The 12,537-nt window shown below is 40.1% G+C and carries 11 protein-coding genes and 2 pseudogenes; 4 read left to right on the top strand and 9 right to left on the bottom strand.

The window, feature by feature from the left end:
- Position 1 precedes the first annotated feature (1 nt).
- Positions 2-2,041: a hypothetical protein gene (locus IPL35_01910; protein ID MBK8442223.1), complete on the bottom strand. Its 2,040-nt coding sequence runs from the start codon at positions 2,039-2,041 to the stop codon at positions 2-4.
- A 194-nt stretch (positions 2,042-2,235) separates the two neighbouring features.
- On the opposite strand from IPL35_01910, the pseudogene rlmB reads away from it, so the two are divergent.
- Positions 2,236-2,999 (top strand): annotated as a pseudogene (rlmB, locus tag IPL35_01905) (23S rRNA (guanosine(2251)-2'-O)-methyltransferase RlmB).
- Between the two features lie 28 nt (positions 3,000-3,027).
- Here the strand turns inward: rlmB and IPL35_01900 are convergent.
- From IPL35_01900 to IPL35_01865, 8 genes and pseudogenes are all read right to left on the bottom strand, one after another.
- On the bottom strand, positions 3,028-3,501 hold the full coding sequence (locus IPL35_01900) for an acyl-CoA thioesterase (GenBank protein MBK8442222.1): 474 nt from the start codon (positions 3,499-3,501) through the stop codon (positions 3,028-3,030).
- 108 nt (positions 3,502-3,609) lie between these two features.
- Entirely contained in the window at positions 3,610-3,936 is a 327-nt protein-coding gene (locus IPL35_01895; protein ID MBK8442221.1) for a cytochrome C oxidase subunit IV family protein, read from the bottom strand.
- Between the two features lie 68 nt (positions 3,937-4,004).
- A complete protein-coding gene (locus tag IPL35_01890; protein MBK8442220.1) occupies positions 4,005-4,688 on the bottom strand; it encodes a cytochrome c oxidase subunit 3 in 684 nt (227 codons plus the stop codon).
- A 145-nt stretch (positions 4,689-4,833) separates the two neighbouring features.
- Positions 4,834-5,433, bottom strand: coding sequence for a cytochrome c oxidase subunit 3 (locus IPL35_01885; GenBank protein MBK8442219.1), 600 nt, complete (start codon positions 5,431-5,433; stop codon positions 4,834-4,836).
- Between the two features lie 30 nt (positions 5,434-5,463).
- A pseudogene (gene cyoE, locus IPL35_01880) lies at positions 5,464-6,380 on the bottom strand (protoheme IX farnesyltransferase).
- A gap of 163 nt (positions 6,381-6,543) precedes the next feature.
- A complete protein-coding gene (locus IPL35_01875; protein ID MBK8442218.1) occupies positions 6,544-7,059 on the bottom strand; it encodes a hypothetical protein in 516 nt (171 codons plus the stop codon).
- 211 nt (positions 7,060-7,270) lie between these two features.
- Positions 7,271-7,513 carry a DUF2188 domain-containing protein gene (locus IPL35_01870; GenBank protein ID MBK8442217.1) on the bottom strand — a complete coding sequence of 81 codons (243 nt, stop codon included), beginning with the start codon at positions 7,511-7,513 and terminating at the stop codon, positions 7,271-7,273.
- Positions 7,514-7,572: 59 nt separating this feature from the next.
- Complete coding sequence (locus IPL35_01865; protein MBK8442216.1) at positions 7,573-8,847, bottom strand: asparagine synthetase B; 1,275 nt, start codon at positions 8,845-8,847, stop codon at positions 7,573-7,575.
- A 256-nt stretch (positions 8,848-9,103) separates the two neighbouring features.
- Between IPL35_01865 and IPL35_01860 the strand changes: the two genes are divergently transcribed.
- From IPL35_01860 to IPL35_01850, 3 genes are read left to right on the top strand one after another with little or no spacing between them, the layout of a single operon-like run.
- The gene (locus IPL35_01860) at positions 9,104-9,754 is read left to right on the top strand and encodes a TetR/AcrR family transcriptional regulator (protein MBK8442215.1); all 651 of its coding nucleotides are present in this window, start codon (positions 9,104-9,106) and stop codon (positions 9,752-9,754) included.
- Between the two features lie 3 nt (positions 9,755-9,757).
- Positions 9,758-11,212: a TolC family protein gene (locus IPL35_01855; protein MBK8442214.1), complete on the top strand. Its 1,455-nt coding sequence runs from the start codon at positions 9,758-9,760 to the stop codon at positions 11,210-11,212.
- A gap of 56 nt (positions 11,213-11,268) precedes the next feature.
- Complete coding sequence (locus tag IPL35_01850; protein ID MBK8442213.1) at positions 11,269-12,414, top strand: efflux RND transporter periplasmic adaptor subunit; 1,146 nt, start codon at positions 11,269-11,271, stop codon at positions 12,412-12,414.
- Positions 12,415-12,537 lie beyond the last annotated feature (123 nt).

The raw sequence follows: 12,537 nt of genomic DNA, 5'->3' as shown, positions 1-12,537 counted from the left end.
GTTATTTTTTTTTAAATATATGATGGATAGGTTTTGCATTTTTATCTAATACTTTTAATATGGGTTCATACGTTTTTGATACACCTATTAAAACGCCTATATAATCAGCCCCTATTGCTAGTGCCTTTGCCTGACCAAATTCAATATCTAAATTATAATCAATCCACACATCGGTCATTTGAGAGCTACCGCTGGCGGTTTTGGCGGTATCTACTTTGGGGTTCCATTTGGGGTTTTCTTTGGTGTTCATTTTTACTTCAACGATAACATATTTAGGCGGCTGATTTGAAAATTGATATACACCATCAATACCCTGCCTTATTGGAGTATCTAAATCATTTATTCTATTAATAGAGATATATTTTAGTTTCCCCGTTTGTGTGCCTATCTGAAAAGTATGATTTTCCAAAAACCATCTGGCTTTTATTTCCGAATAGCTGGCATAGCGTGTTTGGTCGTTAGGGTGTCGTTTGCTGCCGTCAGGTTTTTCATCTAGTTTTATTTTACCTTTATCTACATCGTCTAATATTCTTTTTTCCGATGCTAAACCAAAAATCTCTCGTAACCATCTTTTGATAGCGTCATTAAATTCATCAATAAACTTACTTACTTCATCTGCTCCTTTTATCAAGATACCAATAAACCCATTAATGGTTTGGAAAAAGAGTTCTGCAACTTCTTGGCTTTCTTTTTTTATGGGTTTTGTTATTTTGTTAGCATTAGCAATAATCTCTTCCAATAAGTCCACTACTTTTTCTGATTTGGAGGTTTTGCTAAGTTTGGCAATTTTGAGTGGAGGTAATAAAAATTCTACAATATTAAAAACGATATAACCCTCGTAATAATTAAGCTCCGTGGTATTTAGATTTTGTAGTTTTTCATACAATTGCTCCGGCAGCTCATAATAGATATATTGTTTTAGTTCTATAAAACTAATAACACCTTTTTTTATTACAGTTTTCCAATCAAGATTAGCTAATGCTTGTAATACATTGTCCAAATATTCTGAAACTAAAGATTTATAATAACCTTCATTTTTTTGGTAGCTGTTGTGTAGTTTTACCCCCTGAAATAATAAATTAAGCAACGTAAAAATATCACTAATCAAATCCATTAAACCATTCCATAAGCCACATATAAAAGCCCATAAATTTTCTGCTTCTTCTTTTATTTCTACTATTTCGATGATTATATTTTCTATGATTTTGCCAAAACTTTCAATAATATTAATTGCCCAATTCGGTAAAATTGTATTATTATTTTTAACAAAATCTTTAATCTCATTGTGTTTTTGATATAAATAGGCTACAATATTTTTCTCTAAAAATTCTAATGAATATTCACTATGCCCCGAATTCCATGTTTTTTCATCTATTCTGATTTTTTTTGAAAAAAAGTCTGTAATAGTATCAAGTGCTGAAATTCCAATATTAGTAATACTATCAATAACAAAGTTTTCTATTGAATTTATTGTAGAAACAACTTTATCCCAAAAAATTTTTCCTGTTGAGATAGTTTCAAGTAATTCTGTAATTTGCTCTTTGGAAAGAATATATTTATCCTGTGTCCATTTATGTGCTAATATACTTTCTGCATATTGTTTTGCATTTTCTCCTGCTTTTATTAAAAATACATTATCAGAAAAAATATCATTTTTAGGAATTTCAAGAAAAATAGCAATTTCATCTTTATCAATAGCAGTCTTCTCATAATTTTCTAATAGATATGCTCCATCATGCGAAATAAAAAGTCGGATATTTGCTAATTTGGTATCAAAATCTTTTTCATAGTCACCACTCCTATTCTTGTCTTTATAGGCGATACCGTCAAACATTTTTTTTATATAGTTTTCAGTATCATTTTCATTATCGTTTGGAGCACCGACATAAACTATAAAATTTTTTCTAAATTCTACTTCTTTGAAATTGGAGAATTTATTAATTGCTAGTTCCTCTAAGGTGTAAGACGACCACTTAAATTCGCTTTTAAAGTGGGGAAATTTTGGGAAAGAAATTTCTAATAGTTTGTCTGCTAAAGTCATCTTCAAAAAATGGTTTATTCATAAAAGTTATTTTACTGTATTCAAAACAAATATATTCTATGCCCTCTTTATTTGTTTGTTACAAATGTATAAAATAATAGTAAAATAAAAAATGAATTTTCAATATTTTTGTATAATTCCTACAAAAGGAGCTATTTTGCAAGCATCATTATAATAGAGCGATAATTTACAGTATGTTTCATAAAAAACGCCCCAAAGAACGCACTTTTCTGTATGGCAGGCAGCCTTTGGCAGAGGCTCTGCGCGAAGGTAAAAATATTGATAAAATTTTATTAAAAAGCAATATTAGCGGCGAGGGGTGCAGGAGGTATTGCAGTTGGCAAAGCAACAGCAGGTGATTGTGCAGCGCGTACCGGTAGAAAAACTCAATGCCCTCACCGATAAAAATCATCAGGGTATGCTGGCGTTTTTGTCGCCGATACAGGTGTTTCGTTTGGAAGATATTTTGTCGCAGGTGTATGAAGCGGGCGAAATGCCTTTGTTTTTGCTCTTAGACGGCATTACCGATGTGCGTAATTTCGGGGCGATAGCGCGCTCGGCTTTGTGTTTTGGCGCACACGCTATTGTGTTGAGCGAGCGCAACAGTCCTGCTATCAACGAAGATGCGCTCAAAACTTCGGCGGGGGCTTTGTTGCAGTTGCCCGTATGCCGCGAAAAATCCCTGCGCGATGCCATTATGCTGCTGCAAAAAAACGGCGTATTGGTGGCGGCTTCTACGTTGGCGGCTGCCGAGCCTTTGCATCATTTGGATTTAAGCGTGCCGATGGCTTTGATATTGGGTGCAGAAGACAGCGGTGTACAAGAAACTCACCTCAAAATTGCCGATTATTTGGTAAAAATCCCCATTGCGCCGCATTTTGATTCGCTGAATGTAGGTGTGGCGGCAGGTGTGATGCTGTATGAGTGTGCGCGACAGCGCGGTTTTGGCGGTATTTAAAAAATACTAAAAAAAAGCAACACACCTTTTACATATCCAAAAAAGGCAACATCTCTATATTGATTTGCTCGCGTAGTAGTTTCAGTTTTTGGGCATACTCCTCCAATTTCTGTTCGCGCTCGTTTTGTGGTTTCCATTGCTTCACGGGCAAAGGGTTTCCCGCGCCGTCCACCGACACAAATACGATCACGCAGTGCGTCTTTTTTTCATAATTCAGTGTTTGGAAATCTTTTGAATACACATCAACGGCAATATGAATACTCGTGTTGCCCGTATAAATCACATAAGCATCAATTTTTATTACCTCGCCGATATTGATAGGCTTATAAAAACGAATCCCGCCCACATAAACGGTTACGCAGTAGGTCTCTGCCCAAGTGCGGGCGCAGGTATAGGCGGTTTGGTCTATCCACTTCATCACCACGCCGCCGTGAACTTTTCCGCCAAAATTTACATCGCTCGGCTCGCTGATAAACTGAAATGTAATGCTATGATTGTTCATTTTTTGATACAAATAAGAGATTTAACGGTGGTTAATGCTTAAAAAAAGCAAAGGCTTTTTCCGTAAAAAAACAGAAAAAGCCTTTGAAATAGTTTTTTAAAAAAAATATTAAAATCCGAATTGTCTGAGATTTAGCCACGAAGCACCTTCCCACAAAAAGGCAATAATAAACCAAATGAAAAAGAGGGTAGGAGCTAAAAGTGTAATTACCATAGCGCGGGTTTCGTAGCGGACGTGCATAAATTCAGCCACGATAAAATAGGCTTTGAGCAAGGTAGCCGCCACAAAAAATGCGTTCATTACATATTTGTTGCCGCCTGCAAAAACCAAAGCAATCCCTACTTCCAAAATAGTAATGATAGTGAGCCAAAGTGTTGCTCTCCATACGGCACGCACCTGACTTTTGTAATCTGAATCGCTGAGAGTATGTGACATAAAAGGAATAATTTTAAAAGAAAAAATAAAGAGAATTACGGATAAAATAAAAATACTGTAAGGTTATTTTATAAAAGATAGAAAGCTAAGAATACAAATACCCACACTAAATCTACAAAGTGCCAGTATAAGCCTACTTTTTCTATCATTTCATATCCATTGTGGCGGCTTCCAAATTCGCCGTTGGCAGTATTGACGAAAGCCCAAATATTGAGTACCACGCCGCTAAATACGTGAAATCCGTGAAATCCGGTAATCAGAAAAAACAACATACCAAATGCCTGCGGACCGAAAGGATTTTTCCAAATCGTCATACCTTCGTGTATCAAGTGTGTCCACTCCCACGCTTGGCACCCCAAAAACGCTATACCGCCTACAATACCACCAATCATATATTTCATTACACCGGCTTTGTTGTTGCGATGCCCCTCTATCACTGCCAATACCACAAATACTGAACTCAAAATCAGAATAAAGGTCATTACGCTCACAAATCCCAGTGGCACATTGGCGTGTCCCATTCCCGGAAATGCGCTGAACACCTTATTGGGGTCTGCCCAAGTCGGTGAGCTGAAACGCAAAGCTCCGTAAGAAATCAATAAAGAAGCGAACGTAAAAGCATCAGAAAGAAGGAAATACCACATCATCAGCTTTCCATAAGAAATGTTAAAGGGCGAACCGCCACCGTTCCAGTCGGGAGTTTGGTGCTGGTCTTCGTGATGAACGGGGTGTAATGCTGCGTCAGAAGCCATAAAATCTAAAATCGTATTGATTATAAGTTAAATAATAGCTGTATAAAAATTTCTGCAGGTATTTTTTGTGCGAATACCCAGCACAAAGTTAAAAAAATCTGCTTTGGACGTAATACTTTATCCAAATATTTTATCAAAAAAATACCTATGCTGCATTTAACCACAAAAATCCGAATAAATACAGCCACAAAATATCTACAAAATGCCAGTAAGTCATTAATAATTCAATACCCAAAGTGCGTTCGGGGTTATCGTGAACGATGAGTTGTTCCACAGGACCCCACCAAAACGCTCTGAAAATAAAAATCAATAATAATACCAAACCGCCAAGTAAGTGCAGGGCGTGTGCTCCCGAAATAACATAAAAGAACGAACCGGAAGGGTTGCCCCGCAAGCGAATACCATAAGAAACCAACTCTTGCCAGCCCAGATACTGACACAATAAAAATCCCATACCCAACAAGAATGTTCCTACTAACCAATAGCGATAAGTGCCGTAAGATTCTTTTTTAAAATATGTATATGCTACATGAATGGCAATGCTACTCGCAATAATGATGAGCGTGCTTATCCAAAAAACAGGGGGAATTTTGTAAGTAACCCAGTTGCCCTGTGCTTTGCGCACGATGTAGGCACTGGTCAAACCCGCAAACATCATAATCATACTGGCAATACTCACCAATAGTGTGAAGCGTTTGGGGTGAATGCGGCTGTTGTATTCGGTAATTTGATGAGGGTACGACATATTTTTTATAGTATTTAGAATGAGCCGATATTAAATAAAAAAGAACTTATCCAATAGAAGGGCGATTTGTGTAAGGGGCAAATACAACAAAGAGGTGAGCATTACCCGAAGTGCGGCTTTTGCCGTGCAGGTGCGGTATAATTGTATGGCGGCTGCTACAAACAAAAAGCCCAACAGCAGCATACTTATCAAGGAAAACCAACCTGCAAAACCGATATAATACGGTACAAAAGCATAGATGCACAAGGCTATGGTACAAGCCAGAATATTGAATGCCGTGCTGCGGTTGCGGGCATCGTAGTGGGTGGGCAATAACTTGAAACCGGCTTTTTTGTAATCATCGTAGCCCATCCAGCCGATAGCCCAAAAATGCGGAAACTGCCACAAAAACTGAATGCCGAACAAAATGTAGGCTTCGGTGCTGAGGCTACCCGTAGCGGCTGCCCAGGCAATCAGAGGCGGCATGGCCCCGGGGGAATTGCTCCCAAAAATACCGCCACCGGCGACAAACGTTTGAAAGGAGTATAGATAAAAGCGTAGAGTACCAGCGACAAAGCCCCCAATGTGGCGGCGAGTTCGTTGAAAAAAACAGCCAAAATGGAAATACCCACTGCCCCGCAAATGCCCGATACCAAAATAGCTTCGGTGGTGCTCATGCGTCCTGCTGCCAAAGGGCGTATGGCGGTGCGTTTCATGAGGCGGTCGTAGTCTTTTTCCAAAATTTCGTTGAGACCATTGGCGGCGGCAGTGACTAAAAAACCACCCAAACACAAACACCACAAAGCGGCGGCATCTACCTGTGGGCTTGCCATCAGAAAACCGAAAGCCGCCGAGAAAACTACTGTCAAATTCAAACGGAATTTGATAAGCAGTCCATAATCCCGCAACTTTTCAAACAAAAGTGCGAAAAATGAAGAGGTGGGGAGAGAATTTCCTTCGGTACGCATCAAAACAGGGAAAAGCAGTATTTGAAGCGCGAAGGTACACTTTTATCGGCAATTTTTTAAAAAAAGCCGCCTTTTTTATGGTTTGATTATTTTTTTGTGAGAAAAGATAAGGAATGAATATTTGAAAGGAAGTCTTGGTTAGATGTGTATAAATAAAATAAAATCAACTGTTTATATTCAGGTTTTTCAAAAACTCATCTACATACTTCAGGTATTCGGAAACGCCCATTTGGTCAAGATCTTTAGCAGAAAATTTATATTTACCATATTGCCCGATTAATTTTTCGGTAAAATCGTTATAATGACTCCGTATAGCAGAAGCAGGTGACAAAGAATGAATCACTTTTAAGTCAAAAAACCAATTGCGAACTTTAAATACTAAGGTTTCTGCATCGGCTTCGTGACAACGACAATCACAGCCTGCCAAGTCTGAAAGTGCTTTTTGAGTGTCGTAATGTTTTTGTTCTAATACTAAAATTTTTTTCTCCCGATATTTTTTGTCACTATGATAATCTCTGCAACCCATATCCAAACCCAATTCAAACGACATATTGAGCCGAAAATATTCGCCCCTTTGGTTCGCCACTGCGCGGCTCATATCGTGAATACTGTATTGAGAAGCTTCTATGAGTTCTTTGATTTTGGAAAGCCGAAGTTCGGCGGAATCTAAGCGCTCCAAAGCCAAACGCGGACAAAACCCAATATATCTAAGCGTGAATAACAAAACATTAAGCAGAGGTTGGTACTGCTTATCAAAAGGACAGTTGATAAAAATATTTTTTTCAAAAGTTGCCATAAAAGTTTTCTTTTATTGATGCAAAATTGAAAAAGGCAAAATTTTTATAAAATGTCAAAAGTGCAGATTTTCGGTTTTTACAAAAAAACCTTTTTTACTCCTCTGCTTTTATCCACTTTTCTACCCTTCCGTTTTCCTGATGAATGATTACATCATTGCCGCTTTTTAAATAGTCCTTTGCTTCTTTAATTGCTTCGCTTTTTTCATCAAACACTTTTAATACCCTATCTGATATTTCTTTTAATATTGCCCAGCCTTTATTTCTTTTGATAACATGTATGCGTTTGGGGGCAGTTTGCTCAGGAGGGGTTTCGTTGGATAAGACTACCGTACTCATATTGTTTTGTAGGATAGATTTTTAAAAAAAACAAAATTAACTCAATAAAATGAGAACTGCTAAGTTTTCTGTTTTTTCTTTTTGGCTGCCGGAAACAGCACATTGTTGAGGATAAGGCGGTAGCCCGGTGAATTGGGGTAAAGGCTGAGGTCGGTTTCTGGCTCGCCCACAAAGTGCTGATAATCTTCGGGGTCGTGACCGCCGTAGAAAGTCCAAAATCCGTAGCCATATTCGCCGTGAATGTAGCGTGCCTCTTGGTTCATTTTATTTTCGCCCATTACCAAAGAGCTTGATTTTACCACCTTATTTTTGAAAGCAGTGGTTTGTCCCATAAATCCTTTTACTACTTTGGTGTGGCATTGTGTGAGCATGGTAGGTACGGGATCCCATTTTGCCGAAAAATCAAACAAGGTGAAAAAATCTAAATTTTCGGGGATACTGCGATTTTCCGAAACATCTATATTGGAATACTCGTAAGTGAGCGGGTCTTTGACGAGGGTGAAGTTTTCAAAAGCGAAGCAATGTTGAAAATCCAATTTTTCCTGTGCATTGGGGTCGGCACCGTCGCCGTCATAAATACGGTCGCAGATGTCCACCCCCTGTGCCGCCAAAGCAATGTCGTAAGTGTCGGTTGCGGAGCACATCGCAAACATAAAACCGCCGCCCGACACATAATCGCGTATTTTTTGAGCTACGGCTAATTTCATTTGCGATACTTTGTTGTATCCCAAACTTTTAGCTCTTTCTTCTTCATATTTTACCTGCTCCATATACCAAGCCTGATTGCGGTAGGAGCGGTAAAATTTTCCGTATTGTCCGGTAAAGTCTTCGTGGTGCAAGTGCAGCCAGTCGTATAGCGGCAATTTGTCGGCGAGTACCTCGTCATCGTACAATTTATCAAAAGGGATTTCGGCGTAGTTGAGTGCCAGTGTCACAGCATCGTCCCAGGGTAAATCGGGGTGACGCGGTTTTTCGGAAGGCGTATAAACGGCGATTTTAGGGGCTTTTTCTAACTTCACAATATCCATATTTTCCGAAGGGTCGGCGATTTCGAGCAAAATGGACGAATAGGCAGCATCGGGAATTACTTCGGTGCTGATACCGCGAATTTTGCACTCGGCTTCAAACAGACGATTGTAGCCCACCGCAAAACTGCCCCCGCGATAATTGAGCAACCAATCTACTTCCATGCCTTTCGCCAGCAGCCAATACGCCAAACCGTAGGCTTTGAGATGATTGCTCTGGCTGTCGTCCATCGGAATTAACAGATAAGAGGCGCGCGCCTGCACACTCCACAGGAGCACAAATAGGAGAATCCAACTATTTTTTTTCACTTTTCTTTTTAATCAAAAAAATTATCAAAATAAAAAAACTGCTTTTTTAGGCTGTTGCAACAATCCTTTCAGCAGCACTTGTACAACGATTGCAGCACAAAAATAGTGCAATATATTGCACCTTCCCTAATAATCCTGTGTGTTAAAGGTTGTTAAGATAATTTTTGAACCTAAAAAATGTTAAAAAAATAATTTTCAGGAAACTTTTATTTGCTTTATAGTTTCCTAAGTGTATCTTTGCAGCCGCAAAAAAAATATGGATCCTACACGCTCAAAAATTATAGAAGCAGCTACGCAGTTTTTTATGCGCTACGGCATCAGAAATGTAACGATGGACGAATTGGCGCAGTGTATCGGTATTTCCAAAAAAACGCTGTATTTGCATATCAGCGATAAGGAGACGCTGCTGAAAATAGTATTAGATGAGTTTTTGCAGCAGGAGCGTGCAGAAATGCAGCGTATAGAAAACAGCAACGAAAATGCCATTCAACAGATGCTCGCCATTGCCGATTATGTGGTGCGCCAACTGAAAGCTTTGAATTTGAATGTAATGTACGAACTCAGAAAATATTATATAGAATTGGCGGAATCCTTTCAAAAACAACATCATGCTTTCATCAGTCGCCTGATTCAGAATAATATCGTGAAAGGAATAGGGGAGGGCTTGTACAGAAAAAACATCAAACCGAACCTCATTACCCGTTTTTATATTGCCAAAGTACGCAGTATTCTGGAAGATGAAGGCTATGCCGAACAAGGTTTTGCTGCTGCCGATGTATTTGGCGAATTGTTTATTTATCATATAATGGGCATTGCTTCGGAGGCAGGGCTCTTGTATTTAAAAGAAAACAAGCAATGTTTCACTTCTTCTTCTCATCATCATTCAAATCCCGTTCATAATAAATAAATAATGACACGCAATATTGTTTTATCCATCGGCATATCGGTGCTGCTGTGGCTAAGTATGTGGAATGGCGGCGGCAATGCCTTTGCTCAAGGCGGAGCGGTGCGCACTTTTACACTCCCCGAAGCACAAAAATATGCCGTAGAGCGACACCTGACGCTCAAAAACTCCCAACTCGACATTGAAATTGCCCGCAGTCGGGTGCGCGAACTCAAAGCTATCGGTTTGCCGCAGGTCAATGGCACGGCGCGCTATTTGTACAACATCAAGTTGCCCGCACAATTAGTGCCCGCCGATATGTTCGGTTTTCCGTCTGCTTTGCCCGTACTCAACGACTTCGACGGCGACCCCGCCACCTCGGATTATATTTATTTTCCGCAAGATACCACCAACAATTCCGAATTTACAAAGCTCACTTTCGGTACTAAAAACAACCTCAATTTTGGTTTGGAAGCCAGTCAGCTTTTGTTTGACGGCTCTTATTTGTTAGGACTCAAAGCGGCGGAATTGTATGTAGAGCAAGCTGAAAAAAGCGCACTCAAAACCGAAAGTGATATAAAAAATAATGTGCGCGATGCTTATTTGGCTGCTTTGCTGATACAGGAAAATATCGCTATTATAGATAAAAACATAGAGGTATTGAACAAAACGCTCTACGAAGTGAGCGAAATGCAAAAAGCGGGTTTTGTGGAACAATTAGATGTGGACAGGCTGCAACTGACGGCTTCCAATTTGCGAGTACAACGCCAAACTTTGCAGCGCAGTGCCGACCTCTTGATAGATGTGTTGCAATTTCAGATGGGAATGTCGCTGACCGACCCCATTGCGCTGACCGACCGTTTAGAAAGTTTTTTGACAGAAGCCGATGCACTCCTGCTCATGGATTATGCCTCACTTTGGAACGAAGCCGACAAAAAGCGCATCGAATCGCAGTTGTTGCAGTTGCAGAATACTTTCAGGGAGATGGAGATAAAACAAATAAAATTAAAATATTATCCGAGTGTGGCGGCATTTTCGCAAGCCAACCTCTCCTATCAGGGCGACAATTTCAATGTATTTAAAAAAGATAAATGGATTAGTTCTATGTTGGTGGGGCTACAGGTGAATGTACCGATTTATGACGGCGGCTCTAAAAAAGCGCAACTCGCCCAAAAAACCATCATACAACAACAATCTTTTAATCAGGAAAAGTTTTTCAAACAAGGTTTGCAGTTGGAGCTTTCACAAGCGCAAAGCAAATTGAAAACCGCCCGCGAAAGCCTCAAAATCCAAGCAGATAATGTAGTGTTGGCGCAGCGTATTTATGATACCACGCTTATTAAATACAGAACCGGAGTAGGTAGCAGCTTGGAAATAACCGATGCCGAAAGCAAATTATATCAAACACAAGGTTTGTATTTGCAAGCAATGTATGATGTGGGAGCAGCTAAATCTGCTTTGGAAAAAGCTTTAGGAAGATAAAATTAACTTAAAAGTGTCTTTTTAAATTAAAATTAAGTTAAAATAAATATAAAAATATGAACGCATACATAAAGCCGTTTTTAGTGTTGCTGTTGTGCCTGAGTGCGGCATCTTGCGGCAACAATCCTGCCGAAGCTACCGGCGACAACAAATCAGGGCAGCTGGAGGCATTGAAAAAACAACAAGCCGACCTGAATCAGCAAATCAGCAGCCTCGAAAAAGAACTCGGCGTGAGCAGTGCCAACGATGCCGGTGCCGCCAAGCAAAGCTCTATTGAAGTGACGGATTTGCACCCGCAGTCGTTTGTGAGCTATTTGGAGGTGCAAGGCTCGGTAGAAGCCGCCGACAATATCGGAGTTAGTCCGCGTCAGCCCGGCATCATTGAGCAAGTGAGCGTGATAGAAGGGCAGTCGGTGAGCAAAGGACAATTACTCGCCACCTTAGACGATGCTTTGTTTCAGCAGAGCATTCAGGAGTTGCAGACCAATCTGGAATTTGCCCGCACCATTTACGCCAAACAAAAATCGCTGTGGGACAAACAAATCGGTACAGAAGTACAATACCTCACCGCCAAAAATAATGTAGAAACCTTAGAGAAAAAACTCGCCACACTACGCGAGCAGGGCGAATTGTATAAAATATATGCTCCTATCAGTGGTATCATTGACCAAGTGAACGTAAAAAACGGCGAAGGAGCGATGGTAGGAATGCCCGTTTTTCGGATTGTTAATATGAAGGATTTGAGCGTAAAAGCCGACATCGCCGAAAACTACGCCGCCAAAATCAAGCAGGGTGCGGCGGTGGAAGTGTATTTTCCTGATATTCAAAAAAACGTGAGTGGCAAAATTACCCGTGTTTCCAACGTTATCAACGGCATCACGCGCTCATTTGAAGTAGAAGTGAAAATTCCGGCAATGGCGGAAGTGCGCCCCAATATGATAGCCATGCTCAAAGTAAAAGATTATGCAGCCAACGCCGCTATCGTGGTACCCGTGAACACCCTCCAGACCAGCGATGACAAAAGCTATGTGATGGTTGCCGAAAAACAGGCAGACGGTTCTTACCTTGCAAAACGCCGTATGGTGGAAACCGGAACAATTTACGGTAATGGAGCAGAAGTGAAAAAAGGACTGCAAAGCGGCGATTTGCTCATCAGCACCGGTTATCAGGATTTAGCCAACGGACAAGCGGTGAAGTTTTAGGCACGGCAGACAAAAAAACGATGGACACATTTGCTTGAAATATTTTTTAAAAAAAATTACCCCTCGTTTTTTGTTCTGAAAGTTGTACAGCATTACAACAGCATTTTACAATTAAAAAAATCA

The sequence above is a fragment of the Sphingobacteriales bacterium genome (assembly GCA_016711285.1).
GTDB lineage: Bacteria > Bacteroidota > Bacteroidia > Chitinophagales > UBA2359 > JADJTG01.
This window is presented reverse-complemented; position numbering and strand designations above follow the sequence as displayed.